Origin of the sequence: Collinsella sp. AK_207A, from assembly GCF_902501965.1 — a bacterium.
Lineage (GTDB): Bacteria > Actinomycetota > Coriobacteriia > Coriobacteriales > Coriobacteriaceae > Collinsella.
The window spans coordinates 51,607-71,249 of the sequence record NZ_CABWID010000019.1 but is presented as its reverse complement, the minus strand read 5'-3'; the positions used below and the strand labels follow the sequence as shown (position 1 = coordinate 71,249).

Below are 19,643 nucleotides of genomic sequence, written 5' to 3'. Positions count from 1 at the left end.
TTATTCGATAGCTATTCATGCACAAGCCTCATGGGCAGGTGGAATGGTGCATAACGCTACCGATTTTCCATGATACGAGGAGGGTGCATGGGGGCACAGGATATGCGGGTGGCTTCGGTCCGCGACGTCGTAGAGGCGCTCGCCAAAAACGGACTGCTTGCTCCGGCCGAACAGGCACGCTGCGCCGCTTCGGCGGCCGCTCTGGACGTCCCGTTGGCCGGCTGTTCGTTCGACTCGCGCGCAGTGCATCCGGGCGAGCTCTTCTTCTGCAAGGGCGCACGCTTCAAACCCGACTATCTGGTCCGAGCGCTCAAGGCGGGCGCCGCGTGCTATCTTGCCGACGCGACCCTGGCTCCTGCGCTTGCCACCGTTGCCGGTGCGGACGCCGTACCCTCCATCTTCGTCACGAGTATTCGCTGCGCCATGGCGGTCGTCTCGCCGATCGTGTACGGACGGCCCGACCGCGAGCTTGCCTTGGTGGGCATTACGGGCACCAAGGGCAAGACGACGACGTCGTATATGCTGCGTTCGATACTGGAAGACGCGGGGCGCACGCCGGGCATCATGGGTTCCATCATGTGCGATGACGGCATCGAACAGGCGGAAGCGGTAAACACCACACCCGAGGCACCGGAGCTTTGGCGCCATCTGGCCAATTGTCGCCGCGCTGGACGCCGGGCCATGATTATGGAGGTTTCCAGTCAAGCGCTCAAGTACGAGCGCGTGAGCGGCGTCGCGTTCGATATCGCGTGCTTCCTGAATATCGGCCGCGACCATATCTCCGCTGTCGAGCATCCTTCGTTCGAGGACTATTTCTCCTCCAAGCTTCGCATCTTTGAGCAGTGCAAGACGGCGGTGGTGAACCTGGGCTGCGCTCATGCGGACCGGGTGATTGCCGCGGCGGGGCGGGCCGAGCGCTTGGTGACCGTGGGCATTGACCGCGCGGACGCCAACGTGAGCGCCCGGGATGTCACCGCTCGCGAGGGCGTGGTCACCTTCACGCTGGTGCTCTCCCCGTCGATTTCCGCTTCGGGTGTCCATGAGGAGCACGCGTTCGAGCTCGATATGCCGGGCGTCTTCAACGTGGAGAACGCGCTTGCTGCCATTGCCTGTGCGCGGCTCATGGGCGTTGGCATCGACCATATCGCCGGCGGCCTGCGTCGGGTGCGCGTGCCCGGCCGCATGGAGGTGCTGCGTTCGGCGAACGAGAACGTGGTGGCCATCGTGGACTACGCGCACAACGAGCTCTCGTATCGCGCCCTCTTTGGTACGGTGAGGCGAGAGTATCCAGGCCGTAAGGTCATCGCCGTATTCGGAGCCCCGGGAGGCAAGGCTGAGGATCGACGCCGCGAGCTGCCGCGCGCGGCGGCGCCCTTCTGCGATCTGATGATCTTCACCGAGGAGGACCCCGCTCACGAGCGCGTGGAGGACATCTGCGCGGAAATGGCCGCCAATGTGCCAGCGGGGGCTGCGTACAGGATTATCCCGCATCGCGAAGAAGCCGTCCATGCCGCCTTTGCCGCGGCCGAGGGGAGTCGCGCGCTGGTCTTGCTCCTCGCCAAGGGGGAGGAGACACGTCAGCATCGCGGCGATGCGTACGTGCCGGTCAAAAGCGATCTTGAGCTGGCGCGAGAATTGATTCGGGAGCGATAGATCGGACGACGCGCGGCCTCCTTGCCCCGACCGATTCAGGGTGCCAAGGCTTACATTTCTCGGAACAACGCATGGACGTTATGGCCTTTCGTGCCGAATGGCGTGTAACGGCGGCGTAAGTGTGACACAGTAAGGGGTGTTGCAAGAGGGATTAGCCAGGAAGGTTTTGGCATCAATGAACGGTTCAGGGATTGCGATCGGCGACATCGTCAGCGTGCTGAAGGAAAAGGGGCTCTTCGTTTCCCTCTCGCAGCCCGAGGGGGCAGCTGGGCTCGACACCCCGTTGGCGGGATGTACCTTTGATTCCCGCGAGGTCAAGCCGGGGTATCTGTTCTTTGCCAAGGGCATCCACTTCCATCCGCGCTACCTGACGAGCGCGGTCGAGGCCGGTGCCGCGTGCTACGTGGCGAACGAGCAGCTGGCCGACGAGCTGAAGGACCTGCCCGCCGCCCGGTCCTGCCTCGGCATCGTCGTGACCGACGTGCGTCTCGCCATGGCGGCCATCCCACCCGTGTTTTACGACCATCCCGATCGCGACCTCACCATCGTGGGCGTCACCGGTACCAAGGGCAAGTCGTCCACGACCGTCATGCTGCGCACCATCCTGAAGGCCGAGCATCGTTCCGCGGGCATCATGGGCTCCATCCTAAACGACGACGGCATCGAGAACTTCGAGGCGTTCAACACCACGCCCGAGGCACCCGAGCTCTGGCGTCACCTGGACAACTGCCGCAAGGCCGGGCACAAGGCCATGCTACTCGAGGTCTCGAGCCAGGCGCTTAAATACAACCGCGTGCTGGGTGTGCCGTTCAGCATCGCCTGCTTCACCAATATCTCGCGCGACCACATCTCGCCGGTCGAGCATCGTGACTTTGCCGACTATCTCGCCTCCAAGCTGCGCATCTTCGAGCGCTGCCACACGGCAGTCGTGAACCTGGGCACGGACCATCTCGACGAGGTGATGGCCGCGGCAAAGCAGGCTGAGCGTGTGGTGACCATCGGCGTGGAGCATCCGGAGGCCGATGCGTGCGCCACCAATATCCACTCCGACGAGACCGATGCCGTCTTCACGCTGACGCTCTCGCCCGCGCTGTCCGAGACGGCGGGGGAGCCTCAGACCGTTGAGGTCAAGCTGGGCATGCCCGGCACCTTCAATGTCGAGAATGCGCTGACCGCCATCGCCTGCGCGCGCATCATGGGCGTGCCCATGGAGTGCATCCTCGAGGGCCTGCTCCATGTGCACGTTCCGGGTCGCATGGACATGATTCGCTCAAAGGACGGCCAGGTGATCGGCATCGTCGACTTTGCGCACAACAAGTACTCCTACGAGGCGATCTTTGGCTATGTGCACCAGGAGTACCCCGAGCATACCATCGTCTCCATCTTCGGCGCCCGTGGTGACAAGGCCCAAGAGCGCCGGCATGAGTGCCCCGAGGTGGCGTCGCGCTACTCCGACCTCATGATCCTCTCGGAGGAGGATCCGGCCCACGAGGACGTGCTGGCGCTGTGCGAGGAAGTTGCCTCTCACTTGCCTGCGGGTGCCAACTACGAGATCCAGGTGGATCGCGAGCTGGCGGCCAAGCGCGCCTTTGAATATGCGCGCGGGCACAGGCCGGCGGTGGTGCTGTTGCTGGCCAAGGGTGCCGAGACGCATCAGCAGCGCGGTGACAACTTTGTAACCGTTAAGAGCGATATGGAGTTGGCGAAGGAGTTCATCGAGGGTTAGGCACTCATGAGCGTCTGCGGCGTGTCGCCCGGTTCGGCGGCACGCCGCCTTTCTCCTGCTATGATGGGCAGGTTTGTACGTCTGCTACCTGTTCGACCGGGAGGCTCAATGTCTTGCTCCACGCTGCCTGAACGTGCCGAGGGCGCTCTGCGCGAGCGTCTCGCGCGTATTCGCTACGTGTTCACCGACATGGACGGAACGATGCTTCGAAGCTCGTGCGTGCTCATGGGCGACGATGGTGCGCCGAGCTTGGATCTGGTCTCGATGCTGCTGCGCCTGCGCGCGGCGGGCGTGGAGATCATTCCGTGCTCTGGCCGCAATCGCGCGATGCTTCATGAGGACACGCGCGTGCTAGGGCTCAACTCCTTCATCGGCGAGATGGGCGGCATCTTGGCGCTGGACGACCGAGCCGGACGCTGGGAGTACTTCACCGCCGACATGGCCTACGACCCGGCGTGCGGCCTGACGCCGCACGAGGTGATCGAGCGCACGGGCATTTGTGAGGAGTTCGGGCGCCGTTGGCCCGGGCTGCTGGAGTACCACAACGATATGGCCAACGGCTACAAGTACCGCGAGGTGACCATCGGGTTGCGCGGCGAGGTGCCCGATGAGGAGGCGCGGGAGATTCTCTCCCGGAGCGGGCTCGCGCTCGACTGGAGCGACAACGGCTTCCTCAACTACATCTCCGCGCCCACCACGCTCAAACTGCCCGGGGGCGTTCGCGGTCGCGCGTTCAACATCCAGCCGGGCGGCCTCAACAAGGGGCGCGCGATCGAGCGCTTTTGTAAGTTGCGCGGCATCGATACGGCTGAGACCATGGCGCTGGGAGACTCGCGCTCGGATTTCTCCATGGCGAGCGCTGTGGAGGTGTTCCTGCTGGTGGAGAACGGTCTGGAGAATCCCGGTGCCCGGGAATTCCTGGCAGGCGCGGACAACGCGTTCGTGGCGCGCGGTTCCAGTGTGACCGGTTGGGTACACACCATGGAGACCATGCTCGAGGCTCAGTCCGCGGTATAGCGGAGAAGGCGGGCGTTTTGGAGGAACTGAGGCGCTCATGTCGCGTGCCGCGGAAGGACTGCAAGGTAGGAGGGGTTGCTATGTCTGAGGAGATCGTGGGCGACGCACGGCCGATCGGCGTGTTCGATTCCGGCTTGGGCGGACTCACCGTGGCCCGTGCCATTGCGGAGACGCTCCCGCACGAATCCATCTACTACTTCGGTGATACGGAGCGGTGCCCGTACGGCACGCGCAGCGTGAGCGAGGTTCGCAAGTTCGCCGTCGAGGCGGGCCGTTGGCTCGAGCGCGCGAACGTCAAGATCATCGTGATCGCTTGCAACACGGCAACCGCGGCGGCGCTCACCACGCTGCAGCAGCTGCTGTCCGTGCCGGTGATCGGCGTGATCGCCCCGGGTGCCCGGGCGGCGATCAACTCCACGCGCACGCGCAAGGTGGGCGTGCTGGCCACCAACCTCACCGTGCGCTCGGGCGCGTACACGCGCGCCATTCAGGGTCGCGATGCTGGCGTGGACGTGTACAGCTGCCCTGCCTCGAGCTTTGTGGACATCGTGGAGCGCGAGCTCGCGACCGGTGCGCATCTGCAGGAACGCTGGCTTGAGGGCAAGGACGTATTCGACACGCCGAAGATTCGCGCCGAGGTAGCCGAGACGGTGCGGCCGCTCGCGCCCGAGGGCATCGACACCGTGGTGCTCGGCTGCACGCATTTCCCCTTGCTCGCGAACCCGATTCGCCGGGCGTTGGGACCGGGTGTGCGCGTGGTGAGCTCCGCCGAGGAGACGACGCGCGAGCTGGCGGATATCCTCACGCGCCGCGAGCAGCTCGCACCTGATATGGTGGTGCCGGAGCATCGCTTTGCCACCACGTCCGAGAACATCGCCGAGTTCGCCGCGGCGGGCAGCTTTATCTTTGGGCAGCCGTTGCGCAGCATCGAGCGCGTGGACATCAGCGAGCTTGAACTGCTGGGGTAGCTTGAGCTGTCGGGTGGCCCCCGATTTTGTGTTTGAAAGGATCGTCATGGACCTGATCGAAGTGAACCGCAAGGACGGGCGTGCGGCGGATGCCATGCGCAAGGTGACGCTCACGCGCGAGGTGATGAAGAACGCGCTCGGCTCTTGCCTGGTGGAGTTCGGCGACACGCGCGTGCTCTGCGCCGCGACCATCGAGGAGGGCCTGCCCGCGTGGCGTCGTGCGAGCCGTGCCGGTTGGGTGACGGCCGAGTACGCCATGCTGCCGGCGGCGACGGGACGTCGCACCGCGCGCGAGTACAAAGGTCGCAAGGGTCGCTCCATGGAGATCGAGCGGCTGATCGGTCGATCGCTCCGCGCTGCAGTGAACCTTAAGGCGCTGGGTGAGTACACCGTCACCGTCGATTGCGACGTGATTCAGGCCGATGGCGGCACGCGGACCGCGAGCATCACCGGCGCATGGGTGGCGCTCCACGACGCGCTCATGGCGTGGGTGGATGCGGGAAAAATCTCTCGCTTGCCGCTTCTCGGTCAGGTTGCCGCCGTGTCTATGGGCGTGGTTGACGGCGCGTGCCTGCTCGACCTCGACTACTCCGAGGACTCCAATGCCGAGGTCGATATGAACCTGGTGGCCATGGATTCCGGCGAGATGGTGGAGCTGCAGGGAACGGGCGAGCGCATCACGTTCGACCGCGCGCGGCTGAACACCCTGCTCGACCTGGGCGACGCGGGCATCAAGAAGCTCATCGACCTGCAAAACGAGGTCACGGGGTTCCGCGACTAACATCCAACTCTCTACAATGGCTGATTGCAATGAAGGGCGCTCGCAGAAGGTTTGCGAGCGCCCTTCGGCGTTTCCGTGCGAGATTAACTTGCCAGCCGAAGCTCGAGACTGTCAAGGAGGCGTTCGTAGCTCTCCTGGAGGTTCTCGCGTTGATCCTGGCTGCGGACGGGGGAGGCGAGGAGGCCAAATCTCTGTGTCGGGGGGAAGGAGAATTGGTTCGCACGTTGGGAAGGCAGCACATGCGTCGTGCTTGCGTCATTGGGAGAATGCATGCGTGGCCTCCTCGCTCGTCCGCCTATTCTGCGCATCGGCCGTTGGGGCCTTCGATGCGCTGAGACCATTATGCCCGGCCCCGCCACTCCACTCGTCTAAAGAAGTTCTTACGTTCCTTTGCCGGTGGTGTGGAAAGGAGGGAAACTCCAGTTCAGAATGCTTAAGGAAGGGCGAAGCACCCCGCTTGGGACCCCTATTGTATGCGTGTGGGCCGTCGGGATGGCGTCTTCGCTGACCGTTCGCCGGCGTATTTGTTCCGTTTGCGTGGCAATGCGCAGAAAGCTTCACAAATGAGCAGAAGCAAGCAATAATCGCCATAATCAATCAATCGAAAGGAGCCAATCTATGGCGACTACCGCAGAAGCTTCGCATCAGACCGCCGCTCCGCTCGACGCCGCCGCGGCGGCGCAGGCCGCCTTTGCCGCCGTGGCGGACAAGCCGTTCCCCACGGACATCTTCACGGCGCCCGAGTTGCGCTGGGCCGTCATCGGGTGCGGTGTCATCGCCAACCAGATGGCCGCCTCGCTCGCGTTGGCCGGCCGCACGCTCGCCGGCGTGGCGAACCGCACGCGGTCAAAGGCCGAGGCCTTCGCCGCCGCCCACCACGTGGAGCGCGTGTACGACACCTTCGAGGAGCTCTACGCCGACCCTTCCATCGACGCCATCTACATCACCACGCCGCACAACACGCACATCACCTACCTGCGCGGAGCGCTCGCCGCGGGTAAGCACGTACTGTGCGAGAAGTCCATCACCCTGAACTCCGCCGAGCTCGCCGAGGCCCGCGCCATCGCCGCCGAGCACCACGTGCAGCTCATGGATGCCACGACCATTCTGCACATGCCGCTCTACCACGAGCTGCGTCGCCGTGCCGCGGCGGGCGAGTTTGGTCAGATGAACCTCGCCCAGGTGAACTTTGGCAGCTATAAGGAGTACGGCGACCTCACCAACCGGTTCTACAATCCCAAGCTCGCCGGTGGTGCCATGCTGGATATCGGCGTGTACGCGCTCTCCGCGGCGCGTCTCTTTATGGCGAGCCAGCCGACCGAGATTGTCAGCTTGGCGAACCTCGCCTCCACGGGCGTTGACCAGACCAGCGGATTCGTCATGCGCAACGCCGAGGGCCAGCTGGGCGTGTTCAGCCTCTCCCTGCACTCCAAGCAGCCCAAGCGCGCCATGATCAGCTTCGATACGTGCTATCTGGAGATCGAGTCGTACCCGCGCGCGGACAAGGCCAAGATCGTCTGGACCGCGGATGGCCGTGTGGAAGAGGTGTCTGCGGGCGAGGAGGCCTACGCGCTCTGCTACGAGATCGCCGACCTTGAGGCGGTCGTGGCGGGTGACGCCGACCGCGCCAAGCTCATCGATTACGCGGCAGACGTGATGGACATCATGACGAAGCTGCGCGCGGACTGGGGCGTGGTCTACCCCGAGGAGCGGTGAGTTCATGATCGCCGAGGAGCGCTACGCCCATATTCTGTCTGAGGTTGAGCGCGATGGTACGGTGACGGTGGCCCAGCTCGCTGCCGATTTGGGGATATCTGAGTCCACCGTGCGCCGCGACCTGGAGAAACTCGACGCGGCTCACAAACTCGCCAAGGTGCATGGCGGGGCCACGCGACGCGAGGATGCCCACGTGATGCGCGATCTGACCATTTCCGAGCGCGATGGCCTGCATGCGGACGACAAACGCCGTCTTGCCGCCGCCGCTGCCGCGATGGTGGGGCCTGACGATTTCGTCTACATCGACGCGGGCTCCACGACGCGTGAGTTGGTGGGCTGTCTGGAAGAGCGCGGTGCCACCTACGTTACCGATTCCGCTCCGCATGCGCAGTCCCTTGCGGCGCGCGGATTGACGGTGGTGCTGCTGGGGGGCGAGCTCAAGGCGGCAACGGGTGCCGTCGTGGGACCGGATGCGATCGAAGCCCTCTCCCGCTACCACTTCACGCTCGGCTTCTGGGGTGCAAACGGCATCGACGCCGCGCGCGGCCTGACGACGCCCGATCGCGAAGAGGCCGAGGTCAAACGGCTCTCGATTGAACATACGGCATCGGGGCGGCGCTTCGTGCTCACCGACCCGAGCAAGTTTGGCCGGGTGGCGCCGGTGCGGTTTGCCGAGCTTGCCGATGTGACCGTGCTCACCACGGACGTACCAGTCGCTTACGAGGGCATGGTCGGTATCGAGCTCGTTTCTTGATCGCCCGCTTCTTCCAAACCTGCCACCTTGCTCAGACGGGATCGCGAGGCCCCGTCTTTCTGCGCGAGCACAGCCGCTGTTGGCGCCATGCGTGCAAACCTGCTAGATTGCTTGGAACGGGGCCTGTGCGGCCTCGTCTCTTTGTATCTGGCTCAGATGGGGGTTCGCCGTGAAGGTCGTGCACGTTGCCGCGGGGGTCATCCGTCGTGCGTCGGATGGCCACGTGCTCGTGGCGCAACGCGGATATGGCAGCATGGCCGGGTTGTGGGAGTTTCCCGGCGGGAAGGTCGAGCGCGGGGAAAGCGCACAGGAGACGTGCGCGCGCGAGCTGGCCGAGGAGCTGAAGGTCACCGTGACCGACCTGCGTGCCTGCTACACTGTCGAACATGACTACGACGACTTCCATCTCTCTATGGAGTGCTTTCTGTGCGAGCTCGCTGATGACTCGCCGCAGCCAGAGCGCAATGACAACCAGCAGGATCTCCGCTGGGTGGCGCGCGAGGCCCTGCCTAAGCTGGATTGGATGCCGGCTGACGTGGAATTCGTCGGCCGCTTGGCGACGGCCGACGCGGATGCGCTCGAGGGTATGATCAAGCGCCGGCACGACAGCCGCCATTCCATGCAAGGCAACAAGCGTGCCGACACCAAGCCCGAGATGCTGGTGCGGCGGCGCCTGCGGGCGGCGGGGCTCACCGGGTATCGTCTGCAGTGGAAGAAGGCCCCGGGTCGGCCGGATATCGCGTTTCCCGGTCGCAAGGTTGCCATCTTCGTAAACGGCTGCTTCTGGCATCGGTGCCCGCACTGTCACCCGAGCATGCCAAAGCGCAACACGGCGTTCTGGGAGGCAAAGTTCGCCCGTAACGTGGCGCGGGACCAGGCTGCGCTTGCCGCGCTGGACGAGCAGGGCTGGACCGCCATCACCATTTGGGAGTGCCAGCTCAAAAAGGACAAGATCGACCAGACGATGGACACCGTGATCAACATGGTGCGCGCTGCCGGCGGGGCAAAGCGAGCGTAGGGCCCGGGGCGCCAACCTTACAAAGGCGTAAGGCACGCGTAAGGTAAATCGATGGCACGCGGAACGGCTGCCTGAGAGTATGGAATGCGAGAACGATTGGCATTCTCTCAAGGAGGCATTCATGACAACGCAGGAATCGCAAGCGCTCGGACGTCCCGTGCTGGCCGTCAAGCATATCCAGAAGGTGTACGGTGCCCGCGGCAACGTGACGCGCGCGCTTCAGGACGTGAGCTTCACAGTGGAAGCCGGTGAGTTCGTGTCCATCATGGGACCGTCCGGTTCGGGCAAGTCCACGCTGCTCAACTGCGTCTCGACCATCGATTCCGTGACGAGTGGCGAGGTGCACATCAACGGGGCAGACGTGACCCGTCTAGGGCCCCAGAAGCTCACGCGCTTCCGTCGCGAGCAGCTGGGCTTCATCTTCCAGGCGTCCAACCTGCTCGACACCCTCACCGCGCGCGAGAACATCGCGTTGCCCCTCACGATCGCCCGCGTGAAGCCGGACGAGGTGCTCAAGCGCGTGGAGGACGTGGCGGCCCGCCTGTCAATCACGCAGGTGCTCGACAAGTATCCCTACCAGATGTCTGGTGGCCAGCAGCAGCGCGTCGCCGCAGCCCGCGCGCTCGTCACCAACCCGGCGCTCATCATGGCCGACGAGCCCACGGGTGCGCTCGATTCCAAGAACGCGCGCCTGCTGCTCGAGAGCCTGGAGACCCTGAACCAACGTGATGGCGCCACGGTCCTCATGGTCACGCACGATAGCTTTGCGGCGAGCTACACGCATCGGGTGCTCTTCATCCGCGATGGCCGCCTGTTCACCGAGCTGCACCGCGGCGAGATGTCTCGCCAGCAGTTCTTCGATCGCATCATGCAGGTTGTGGCCATGATGGGTGGGGAGGGCAACGATGCTCTGTAAACTCGCCTGGGGCAACGTCCGCCGTGCGCGGCGCGACTACCTCGTCTACCTCGTCACGCTTGGCATTGGCGTGATGGTCTTCTATGCGTTCAACACCATCTCCGTGCAGGTGGACATCGCCGGCATCAAGGAGCTCGGCATGCGCGAGCTCATGGGAAGTCTCATGGCCGGCATGACCATCTTCCTCGCGTTCGTGATGGGCTTTCTTTTGGTGTACGCCAACAACTTCATCATGAAGCGGCGCAAGAAGGAATTCGGCCTCTACCAGGTACTCGGCATGAGTCGCTGGCAGGTGGCGCGCGTGATGGCGCTCGAGACGGTCATCGTCTCCGTGGCAGCCCTCGCGGCGGGCCTTGTCGCCGGCATCGCGCTCTCGCAGCTCATGGTCTTCTCGACGGCAGCACTCTTCAAGACGCAGGTCTCGAACTTCCGCTTCTTCCTCTCGGGCACGGCGTTTTTCATCACCGTCGGTTGCCTTGCAGCCATCTTCCTCGTGACGCTCGTCTTCAACCTGCGCGTAGTGGCCAAGGCCAAGATCGTCGACCTCATGAGTGCCGGTCGTCGCGGCGAGGTCGTGCGCGTGCGGAATCCCTGGATCTCCGCTGCGGTGTTCGTGGTGGGTGCGGTGCTCACGGGCGTGGCCTATGCACGCCTGCTGCATGATGGCATGCCGGTCATGATGGATGACCCGGCCGAGATGAACCGCTTCTACCTCACCACGGCGCTCGTCATCGTGGGTACGATCCTGCTGTTCTTTGGCCTCTCGGGCTTTCTGCTCAAGGTGCTGTCACATGCGCGCAACATCTACTGGCGCGGCTTGGCTCCCTTCACGCTGCGTCAGCTCTCATCCCGCGTGAACACGGTGAGTTTCTCGCTCGCGGTGGTCGCGATGGTGCTCTTCCTCGCCATCACGAGCGTGACCTCGGGCACCTCCCTCTTGGCGGCGATGAACTCGGGTCTTGAGAACGGCACGCCGGCCGACTACACCGTGGGCATGATGTACTTTGACCAGCAGGCCGCAGATGCGCGCAACGACGGAGACGCTTCGCCTTCCTATGGCGTGACGACCCAGCCGCTCGACCTCATGGCCGAGAGCGCGCATCGTACCGTCTCCACCAAGGACGGCGGCACCAAGCCCATGACCGCCGACGACGGGCGCGCGTACAACTTGGCCGATATCGCTGGCAAGCACGTTCAGGTGAACCTCTACAGCGGCTATTCCGCGGGCCAGGCCGGCACGCCCAAGCCCGTTCTCTCCGTTGCCGCGCTCTTCAAGATGGCGGGGGCCAGTCTGCCCACCGGCGCGGGCGACGCGGCCTTGTACTTCATGAAGGAGAGCGACTACAACCGCTATCTGGTCTTCCGTGGAGCCAAGCAGGTCGATCTGGGCGAGAGCGGCTACCTCATCACGAGTGACGCGGGCACGTCGATGACGAACGTCTACGACAAGGTCCTCGCCGCCGGCACCGAGCTCAAGCTCGGCGGGCACTCGCTCAAGCCCGTTGCCTCCTCGGTGGACGCCACGTTGAGTGCCTTCTCCGACACCCCCGGCGGCAGTTCGAACCCGGGGACCATCGTCGTGCCTGACGGGGTCGTCGACGATCTCAACCTCACCCTGGAGTTGAGCAGCCTGCTCGTCAACTACAAGGACGGCATCTCAACCGAGCAGGGCGACGCCTACGTGACGCGTGCGGGCCAGGATAGTTCTTACGACAACGTGAACATCGTGCAGGACGGCCACGTGGTCGGTGTGTGGTCGTACATGACCCTGACGCGTACCGAGGTCTACGAGTCGGCGAACTCTATGTCCGCCATGGTGTCTTACCTGGCCATCTACATCGGCATGGTCCTCGTGGTTGCTTGTGCGGCGATCCTCACCATCCAGCAGCTCTCGGGCGTGTCCGATGCTGGTCCGAGCTGCCGTATGCTCTCCGAGATCGGTACGCCCACGCGTCAGGTGAACCACTCGTTCCTCGTGCAGCAGGCGGTGCTCTTCGCCTTCCCGCTCGCTGTTGGCATCGCGCACTCCGCAGTCGCGCTGCACGTGGTCATCGGGATCGTGGAGCTCTTCGGCCACGTGGAGATCTCCGGCATGGTGGGCCTTGCCTGCGCGATCTTCGCGGTGTGCTACGGCGGGTACTTCCTCATCACCTACCACATGAGCCGCAAGGTCATCCGAGACGCCATCGCCGCGCGGGCGTAAGGTGAGTGTCGGACCATCTCCGCATGCGCGTGTGGAGATGGTCCGCATTGTTGGGCGCCTCGTAAGTGGGCCGCCTGTGTCGAGAATGAATCCTAAGAAGTTGGCGAGCGGTAACGCGTGAGAGAGTTCCCTATGGTATGCTTTCTTCGCACAGGTGGCTCCCGTGTACAACCTAATCTGCTGCTTATAGAGCATTTTTCGTTCCGGGGGCTCTCATACCGCGGAGCGCACGCGCTTCGCCTATCAGCGCTAAGGGAGCGTGGTTACACAAATGCAGGACGCAGCATGGAAAGGCTTCGAGGGCGGTATTTGGCAAAACGAGGTTGACGTCCGCGACTTCATCCAGCGGAACTACACCCCGTACGACGGTGATGACCAGTTCCTCGCCGGCCCGACGGAGCGCACGAAGGACCTGTGGAGCCAGGTGCTTAACCTGCTCCTGAAGGAGCGCGAGCAGGGCGGTGTCCTGGATATGGACACCAAGACCGTTACCGGCATCTGCAGCCATCCCGCGGGCTACATCGACAACGAGCATCCCGAGAAGGAGACCATCGTCGGCCTGCAGACCGATAAGCCGCTCAAGCGCGCCCTGCATGTGAACGGCGGTATCCGCATCGCGTGGCAGGCTGCCCACCAGCACGGCTACGAGCTCGATCGCCAGGTGGTGGAGGACTACACCTATCGCCGCAAGACCCACAACGCCGGTGTCTTCGACGTCTACACCCCCGAGATGCGCGCCTGCCGCTCCGCGCACATCATCACCGGTCTGCCCGACGGCTACGGCCGCGGCCGCATTATCGGCGACTACCGCCGCGTGGCCCTCTACGGCGTCGACTACCTGATCAAGGACAAGGAGGCCCAGAAGGCTTCCACGCCCAAGGTCATGACCGAGGAGAACATCCGCGATCGCGAGGAGCTGCAGGAGCAGATTCGCGCTCTCGGCGAGCTCAAGATGATGGCCGACTTCTACGGTTTCGACATCTCCAAGCCGGCCCGTAACACGCAGGAGGCCATCCAGTGGCTGTACTTCGCGTACCTCGCGGCCGTCAAGGAGCAGAACGGTGCCGCCATGTCCATCGGCCGCACTTCCACGTTCCTCGACATCTACTCCGAGCGCGACCTCGCTAATGGCACCTTCACCGAGGAGCAGATCCAGGAGTTCATCGACCACTTCATCATGAAGCTCCGCATGGTCAAGTTTGCCCGTACCCCCGAGTACCAGGCGCTCTTCACCGGCGACCCGCAGTGGGTCACCGAGTCCATCGGCGGCATGGGCGTGGACGGCCGCTCCATGGTCACCAAGATGAGTTTCCGCTACCTGCACACGCTGGACAACATGGGCACGAGCCCCGAGCCCAACCTGACGGTGCTGTGGTCCACGCGCCTGCCCAAGAACTTCAAGGAGTTCTGCGCCAAGACCTCCATTGCCAGCTCGTCCATCCAGTACGAGAACGATGACCTCATGCGCGTCTACCACGGCGACGATTACGGCATCGCCTGCTGCGTGTCCTCCATGCGCATCGGCAAGGAGATGCAGTTCTTCGGCGCTCGCGCCAACCTGGCCAAGTGCCTGCTCTACGCGCTCAACGGCGGCGTGGACGAGGTGTCCAAGAAGCAGGTCGGCCCCAAGTACCGTGCCGTTGAGGGCGATACGCTCGACTACGACGACGTGATCGGCAAGTTCAACGACATGATGCAGTGGCTCGCCGGCGTGTACGTCAACGCGCTGAACATCATCCACTACATGCATGACAAGTACTGCTACGAGCGCATCCAGATGGCCCTGCACGACAAGCACGTGCATCGCTGGTTCGCTACGGGTATCGCCGGTCTGTCCGTTGTGGCCGACTCCCTCTCTGCCATCAAGTACGCCAAGGTGCATCCGGTGCGCGATGAGAACGGCGTTATCGTGGACTTCGAGACCGAGGGCGACTTCCCCAAGTACGGCAACGACGACGACCGCGTGGACACCATCGCCCACGACGTGGTGCACCAGTTCATGGAGTACATCCGCATGAACGACACCTATCGTCACTCCGTGCCGACCACCTCGGTGCTCACCATCACCTCCAACGTGGTGTATGGCAAGAAGACCGGCTCCACGCCCGACGGCCGCAAGGCCGGCGTGCCGTTCGCCCCGGGTGCCAACCCCATGCACCAGCGCGACACGCATGGCGCCATCGCCTCGCTGGCCTCGGTGTCCAAGCTTCCGTTCCGCGACGCGCAGGACGGCATCTCCGACACCTTCTCCATCGTTCCGAATGCGCTGGGCAAGGATGACGACGTGATGTTCGACCACGTTGATCTGGGCGGCATCGACTTCACGCCGGCCGATCAGCAGGATGGCGAGTAGACGGGGATTTCGAAAATATCGAGAAAGTTCACGGAATGAGACCTAATCGGTAACGTTTCGCGGGCTATACTATCGATATCCGGTATCAACAACAGGAGGCAATTCCATGAAGATTCAGGACGTTTCTCTTAACCAGGCCGATAACCTCGTTAGCATGCTCGACGCGTACGCCGAGAAGGGTGGCCACCACCTGAACGTGAACGTGTTCAACCGCGAGACGCTGCTCGATGCCCAGGCGCACCCCGAGAAGTACCCGCAGCTGACCATCCGCGTTTCCGGTTACGCCGTGAACTTCCACACGCTTACCAAGGAGCAGCAGGACGAGGTCATCGCTCGCACCTTCCACACCAGCATGTAGGCTGCACGCTCGCATTTGGCTCACGGCTTTGATTGCGGAGACCCCGGGGCAACCCGGGGTCTTTTTCTATGTTCAGCACCCATCGGCTTGTAGCTCATCCACCGGCTTGTAGCTTTTGGACACAGAGCATCGAAAAGCGGTCGGTGCGCTACAGCTCCATGACGCCTTCGTTGTCGGCGAGCATGGCGTACTTGGGGTTATCCGGTTGGTAGACCACGCGGACCGGAGTGCCCTCGGCAATCTCGCCGAGCGCCGGGACCTTCTTGACCGTGATGAAGAACCCGCCGGTCTCGGTGCCGGGAGCCGTGTACTTCAGGTGCTCGCGAATAGTATAGGCGGTGCCATCTACCTGGTAGGTTGCCGTGATGATGGTGGGGCGGTTCTTGTTGACGGGGACATCGACCCGCACGATGGCTCCCGTGGTCTCGCCCGTGTAACGGCGGCGCATGCTTTCGAGGCGCCGGCGCGCGTCGTAGCGGCTATAGAGCGTGATGCCTACGGCAATGGCCACGATGGATCCGGTGACGACGAGGAAGATCACAAACGATTGCAATTCGGGGGTCATGGTACCCTGCTTTCTAAGCGATTCTGACAAGAGGATTGTACCCGCTGCGCACGCTGTGCTAGGAATCTGTTGGCGGGTAACGGGGGTGGCTTCATGACTCAGCGGCATCGCGTGCTGTTCTACACGCTGGATGGCAAGACGGACAAGGCGAACGACATCCTGCGTTCCTGGGGTATGGACGAGTCGATCGAGCTCGTGGGATGCGCTCATCCTGCGATGGCGGCTCCAACTGAGGAGCAGCTACAGGGGTGCGAGGGGTTCGTCGGCGAGTTCGCGCCGGTCTTAGGGGACACCGTGGGCGCCATGGCCCGTGCGGGGATTCGCGTTGCGGCAAGCATGTCGATTGGCATGAACCATATGGATGTAGCCGGGCTTCAGGCGCGGGGGATTACAGTCGCGAACTGCCCGGGTTATTGCGCGGAGGATGTGGCCACCCATGCGGTAGCGCTCATGCTTGACCTTATGCGGAAGGTCACGTTCACCAACCGTGATGTCGTGACAGGAGCGTGGGATCCCAAGGCGGGGTATCAGGCGTATCGGACGCAGGGACGCACCCTGGGCCTGGTGTTCTTTGGACGCATCGCTCGCGCGGTTGTTCCCGTTGCCCAGGCGCTCGGGATGCATGTGCTGGTCTGGGCACCTACCAAGACGGCCGCGGAGCTGGCCGAGGTGGGCTGTGAAAAAGTCGAACGGTTAGATGACCTGCTCGCGGCGGCCGACGTGGTGAGCCTGCACTGCCCGCTCATCCCTGAGACGCGCGGGTTGATCGGTGCGCGTGAGCTTGCGCTCATGAAGCCGACCGCCTATCTGGTGAACACGGCGCGTGGCGAGTTGGTGGACGAGAAAGCGCTGGTGGTTGCGCTGAACGAGAACGTTGCAAGCGGGGGAGCGCGGGGCATTCGGGCGGCGGGTTTGGATGTGCTCGCGCACGAGCGCACGCCCCTCCGTGCGCTGATCGAGCATGAGCGCTGCATCGTGACGCCGCATTGCGCGTACGACTCGGTGGAAGCAGCCGGTGCTCTGCGGCGCATGTCGCTCGAGGCGGTGTGCGACGTCCTGATGCGTGGCAAGGAACCGGTGAACGTGGTGCGGGCGTAAAAACTCGCTGCTACTTTATCGGTTTGGTGCCCAAGCAGAAAAAGCAGACCGATACATTATCGGTTTCAGCGTGCCAGATACAGTACGGGGTGTTTTCGCAGGATTGCTACCTGCGAAAACACCCCATAAAACACGTGGTTACTCGTGATGGGAGAGGAAAACCGATAAACTAACGGGCCACTTTTCTCCCGGATGCTCTGAACCGATAAACTATCGGCTTACTTTGAGCGGCCCCCGCCGCATTCCCTACAGATGGCTGACGATGAGCTCCATGTCGCCTGCCAGCTCCACCTGGTCCACGGTTGCGGGCACCAGCAGATGCTTGCCCTTGGCCACGGGAAGCCCGCAGACCTCGCCGGCACCGTCAATCACGGAGAGGCACAGGAACGGCCAGTGCTGCTCCAGGTTCTTGATACCCGAGACACGAACGCGATCCACGGTGTAGCAGGAGTTGGACTCAAGCCCAGTCACGCCGTCGACCTCGGGAGCGGTCACCGTGCCGCTCGTGGGGGCAACCTGGTCGTAGTCCACAACGTCCAGGCTCTGCTGGATGTGCAGCGGGCGGGGCTTGCCATCGTCGCCCAGCCGGTCGTAATCGTATACGCGGTAGGTCACGTCGCTGGACTGCTGGGTTTCCAGAATGAGCGTACCGGCCTTGATGGCGTGCACGGTACCGGGGTCGATTTGGAAGAAGTCGCCCTTGTGGATGGGCACCTCGTTCAGCAGCTCGCTCCAGCGGCCCCCCTCGATCATCTCCGCGAGTTCGGCGCGGTTGTGGGCGCGCTGCCCCACGATGATCGTGGCACCCGGCTCGCAATCGAGCACATACCAGCACTCGCGCTTGCCGAGGCTGCCGTTCTCATGCTCGGTGGCGTACGCGTCATCGGGATGCACCTGGATAGAGAGGTCGCCGTCCGCGTCGAGGATCTTGATGAGCAGCGGGAAGCGGTCGCCGGTGGCGCCGGCAAAGAGCGTGTCGCGCTGGGCAGCCCACAGCTTAGAGAGGGTGCCGCCCATGCCGGGGCCGGCTTCGATCAGGCAGTCGCCATTGGGATGCGCCGAGATAGCCCAGCATTCGCCGATCTTTCCTTCGGGGATGTCGTAGCCAAAAACGGTTTCGAGACGGCGCCCACCCCAGATCTTCTGGTGGAAGATGGGCTTGAGCTGAATGATCTGGCTCAGCGGAGAGACGGTGGACATGCGGACTCCTTTTGCATGACGGGATCTTGACCGTTCCAGTGTACGCCCGCCGCGTGCTAGAGGTGCGGATGTATGCCGTAACCATGGCGGAGATTATCGGAGCGCTACCGTCTCTCCGCTCGCCCGAAAAAGCGACCTTCCCATAGGTTCAGCGAAATTGGTAGCGTTATCATGGGCGCAGCGGAATCTTGGACGCAATCTTGGCGCGGTGCCTGCGTCCGCGCTCGCGAAAGGGGATACGGACCATGCCAGAATCCAAGAACTACTTCATTGGTATCGACATCGGCGGCACTACCGTCAAGGAGGGGCTCTTTGACGAGGAGGGCAACCTCCTGGGCAAGGTGAGCGTGCCCACGCCGCCGCTCATCGACGAGGCGGGTTACGCGGCCGTGGTGGGCGGCATCGAGCAGCTCATGGCCGAAGCGCAGAGACCCATCCTGTTTGTGCGCGGCATCGGTCTGGCTATTCCGTGCCCCGTGCCCGCCAGCGGCAATATCACCATGATGGCCAACATCCAGATCGACGCCACCGGCCTGGCCGAGGCGCTGCGCGAGCGCTGCCCGCACGCCGTGGTGCGCTACGTCAACGACGCCAACGCCGCTGCCATGGGCGAGATCTGGCAGGGAAGCGCCCAGGGCGCGCAGAACATGGTGATGGTCACGATCGGCACCGGCGTGGGCGGCGGCGTGGTCATCAACGGTGACGTGGTGTACGGTGCGTTTGGTGCCGGCGGCGAGATCGGCCACATGTGCCTGAACCCCGGTGAGAGCCGTACCTGCGGTTGTGGCGGTTTCGGCCATCTGGAGCAGTATTCCAGCGCGTCGGGCGTGGTGAGCAACTACCTGCGCGAGTGCCAGATGCGCGGCGTGGAGCCCATCGAGCTCTCCGGTCCCTCCGATTCGCGTAGCGTGTTCCAGGCTTGCCGCGAGGGCGACAAGGTTGCCTGGGCGGCTGTGGAGACCATGACCGACTATCTGGCTCAGGCGCTCTCCATCATCGCGGCGATTGTGGATCCGGACGAGTTCCTGATCGGCGGCGGCGCATCCGCCTCGGCCGACGTCTATCTCGAGAAGCTGATCGAGAAGTATCAGCGCTTCACCCTGACGGTGAGCGAGACCACGCCCATCAAGGTGGCCGAGCTGGGCAACGATGCCGGCATCATCGGCTCTGCCTATGTGGCGCTGCGCGCGGCAAAGTAAGGTTTACATAAAACGCGGGGTTTCCGCAAAGGGGCCGCATGCCAATGTGCATGCGGCCCCTTTTGTCTGCACCCGTGCTCGAGCGTGCTACGATATCGCTAACTGTGCACCCACGACG

16 protein-coding genes are annotated in these 19,643 nt (G+C 63.4%); 14 read left to right on the top strand and 2 right to left on the bottom strand.

The genetic code is table 11. From position 1 onward, the window contains the following. Positions 1 to 87 precede the first annotated feature (87 nt). From GDJ97_RS07365 to grcA3, 12 genes are all read left to right on the top strand, one after another. Positions 88 to 1,653: a Mur ligase family protein gene (locus GDJ97_RS07365; RefSeq protein ID WP_226808910.1), complete on the top strand. Its 1,566-nt coding sequence runs from the start codon at positions 88 to 90 to the stop codon at positions 1,651 to 1,653. A gap of 175 nt (positions 1,654 to 1,828) precedes the next feature. Beyond that, entirely contained in the window at positions 1,829 to 3,379 is a 1,551-nt protein-coding gene (locus GDJ97_RS07360; RefSeq protein ID WP_152070651.1) for a Mur ligase family protein, read from the top strand. Between the two features lie 108 nt (positions 3,380 to 3,487). Continuing rightward, positions 3,488 to 4,396 carry an HAD family hydrolase gene (locus GDJ97_RS07355; RefSeq protein ID WP_152070650.1) on the top strand — a complete coding sequence of 303 codons (909 nt, stop codon included), beginning with the start codon at positions 3,488 to 3,490 and terminating at the stop codon, positions 4,394 to 4,396. A gap of 80 nt (positions 4,397 to 4,476) precedes the next feature. Further along, entirely contained in the window at positions 4,477 to 5,364 is an 888-nt protein-coding gene (gene murI, locus GDJ97_RS07350; protein WP_152070649.1) for a glutamate racemase, read from the top strand. A gap of 46 nt (positions 5,365 to 5,410) precedes the next feature. Then, positions 5,411 to 6,145: a ribonuclease PH gene (gene rph, locus GDJ97_RS07345; protein ID WP_152070648.1), complete on the top strand. Its 735-nt coding sequence runs from the start codon at positions 5,411 to 5,413 to the stop codon at positions 6,143 to 6,145. A gap of 618 nt (positions 6,146 to 6,763) precedes the next feature. Beyond that, the gene (locus GDJ97_RS07340; RefSeq protein WP_152070647.1) at positions 6,764 to 7,861 is read left to right on the top strand and encodes a Gfo/Idh/MocA family protein; all 1,098 of its coding nucleotides are present in this window, start codon (positions 6,764 to 6,766) and stop codon (positions 7,859 to 7,861) included. A gap of 4 nt (positions 7,862 to 7,865) precedes the next feature. Beyond that, complete coding sequence (locus tag GDJ97_RS07335; RefSeq protein WP_152070646.1) at positions 7,866 to 8,615, top strand: DeoR/GlpR family DNA-binding transcription regulator; 750 nt, start codon at positions 7,866 to 7,868, stop codon at positions 8,613 to 8,615. Positions 8,616 to 8,784: 169 nt separating this feature from the next. Next, entirely contained in the window at positions 8,785 to 9,633 is an 849-nt protein-coding gene (vsr, locus tag GDJ97_RS07330) for a DNA mismatch endonuclease Vsr (RefSeq protein ID WP_152070645.1), read from the top strand. 121 nt (positions 9,634 to 9,754) lie between these two features. Next, positions 9,755 to 10,549, top strand: coding sequence for an ABC transporter ATP-binding protein (locus GDJ97_RS07325; RefSeq protein ID WP_152070644.1), 795 nt, complete (start codon positions 9,755 to 9,757; stop codon positions 10,547 to 10,549). Beyond that, a complete protein-coding gene (locus GDJ97_RS07320; RefSeq protein WP_152070643.1) occupies positions 10,539 to 12,752 on the top strand; it encodes an FtsX-like permease family protein in 2,214 nt (737 codons plus the stop codon). Before GDJ97_RS07325 ends, GDJ97_RS07320 begins: the two co-directional genes overlap by 11 nt. 271 nt (positions 12,753 to 13,023) lie before the next feature. Then, positions 13,024 to 15,105 (top strand): formate C-acetyltransferase, encoded by a 2,082-nt coding sequence (gene pflB, locus GDJ97_RS07315; RefSeq protein WP_152070642.1) that lies wholly within the window; start codon positions 13,024 to 13,026, stop codon positions 15,103 to 15,105. 106 nt (positions 15,106 to 15,211) lie between these two features. Beyond that, on the top strand, positions 15,212 to 15,463 hold the full coding sequence (grcA3, locus tag GDJ97_RS07310) for an autonomous glycyl radical cofactor GrcA3 (RefSeq protein WP_152070641.1): 252 nt from the start codon (positions 15,212 to 15,214) through the stop codon (positions 15,461 to 15,463). Between the two features lie 148 nt (positions 15,464 to 15,611). Here the strand turns inward: grcA3 and GDJ97_RS07305 are convergent, their stop codons facing one another. Next, the gene (locus tag GDJ97_RS07305) at positions 15,612 to 16,028 is read right to left on the bottom strand and encodes a DUF3592 domain-containing protein (protein ID WP_152070640.1); all 417 of its coding nucleotides are present in this window, start codon (positions 16,026 to 16,028) and stop codon (positions 15,612 to 15,614) included. 93 nt (positions 16,029 to 16,121) lie between these two features. Here GDJ97_RS07305 and GDJ97_RS07300 point away from each other — a divergent pair, with 93 nt between their 5' ends. Beyond that, positions 16,122 to 17,126 (top strand): NAD(P)-dependent oxidoreductase, encoded by a 1,005-nt coding sequence (locus GDJ97_RS07300; protein ID WP_152070639.1) that lies wholly within the window; start codon positions 16,122 to 16,124, stop codon positions 17,124 to 17,126. Positions 17,127 to 17,372: 246 nt separating this feature from the next. Here the strand turns inward: GDJ97_RS07300 and GDJ97_RS07295 are convergent, their stop codons facing one another. Continuing rightward, positions 17,373 to 18,326, bottom strand: a complete 954-nt coding sequence (locus tag GDJ97_RS07295) for a type I phosphomannose isomerase catalytic subunit (protein ID WP_152070638.1) — start codon at positions 18,324 to 18,326, stop codon at positions 17,373 to 17,375. Positions 18,327 to 18,571: 245 nt separating this feature from the next. Between GDJ97_RS07295 and GDJ97_RS07290 the strand changes: the two genes are divergently transcribed. Next, positions 18,572 to 19,525, top strand: coding sequence for an ROK family protein (locus GDJ97_RS07290; RefSeq protein ID WP_152070637.1), 954 nt, complete (start codon positions 18,572 to 18,574; stop codon positions 19,523 to 19,525). Positions 19,526 to 19,643: the final 118 nt, after the last annotated feature.

Bases quoted from the DNA above. Each gene is read 5' to 3' on its own strand.
- GDJ97_RS07365 (WP_226808910.1), top strand. From the start codon at position 88: ATGGGGGCACAGGATATGCGGGTGGCTTCGGTCCGCGACGTCGTAGAG.
- GDJ97_RS07360 (WP_152070651.1), top strand. From the start codon at position 1,829: ATGAACGGTTCAGGGATTGCGATCGGCGACATCGTCAGCGTGCTGAAG.
- GDJ97_RS07355 (WP_152070650.1), top strand. From the start codon at position 3,488: ATGTCTTGCTCCACGCTGCCTGAACGTGCCGAGGGCGCTCTGCGCGAG.
- murI (WP_152070649.1), top strand. From the start codon at position 4,477: ATGTCTGAGGAGATCGTGGGCGACGCACGGCCGATCGGCGTGTTCGAT.
- rph (WP_152070648.1), top strand. From the start codon at position 5,411: ATGGACCTGATCGAAGTGAACCGCAAGGACGGGCGTGCGGCGGATGCC.
- GDJ97_RS07340 (WP_152070647.1), top strand. From the start codon at position 6,764: ATGGCGACTACCGCAGAAGCTTCGCATCAGACCGCCGCTCCGCTCGAC.
- GDJ97_RS07335 (WP_152070646.1), top strand. From the start codon at position 7,866: ATGATCGCCGAGGAGCGCTACGCCCATATTCTGTCTGAGGTTGAGCGC.
- GDJ97_RS07325 (WP_152070644.1), top strand. From the start codon at position 9,755: ATGACAACGCAGGAATCGCAAGCGCTCGGACGTCCCGTGCTGGCCGTC.
- GDJ97_RS07320 (WP_152070643.1), top strand. From the start codon at position 10,539: ATGCTCTGTAAACTCGCCTGGGGCAACGTCCGCCGTGCGCGGCGCGAC.
- pflB (WP_152070642.1), top strand. From the start codon at position 13,024: ATGCAGGACGCAGCATGGAAAGGCTTCGAGGGCGGTATTTGGCAAAAC.
- grcA3 (WP_152070641.1), top strand. From the start codon at position 15,212: ATGAAGATTCAGGACGTTTCTCTTAACCAGGCCGATAACCTCGTTAGC.
- GDJ97_RS07305 (WP_152070640.1), bottom strand. From the start codon at position 16,028: ATGACCCCCGAATTGCAATCGTTTGTGATCTTCCTCGTCGTCACCGGA.
- GDJ97_RS07300 (WP_152070639.1), top strand. From the start codon at position 16,122: ATGACTCAGCGGCATCGCGTGCTGTTCTACACGCTGGATGGCAAGACG.
- GDJ97_RS07295 (WP_152070638.1), bottom strand. From the start codon at position 18,326: ATGTCCACCGTCTCTCCGCTGAGCCAGATCATTCAGCTCAAGCCCATC.
- GDJ97_RS07290 (WP_152070637.1), top strand. From the start codon at position 18,572: ATGCCAGAATCCAAGAACTACTTCATTGGTATCGACATCGGCGGCACT.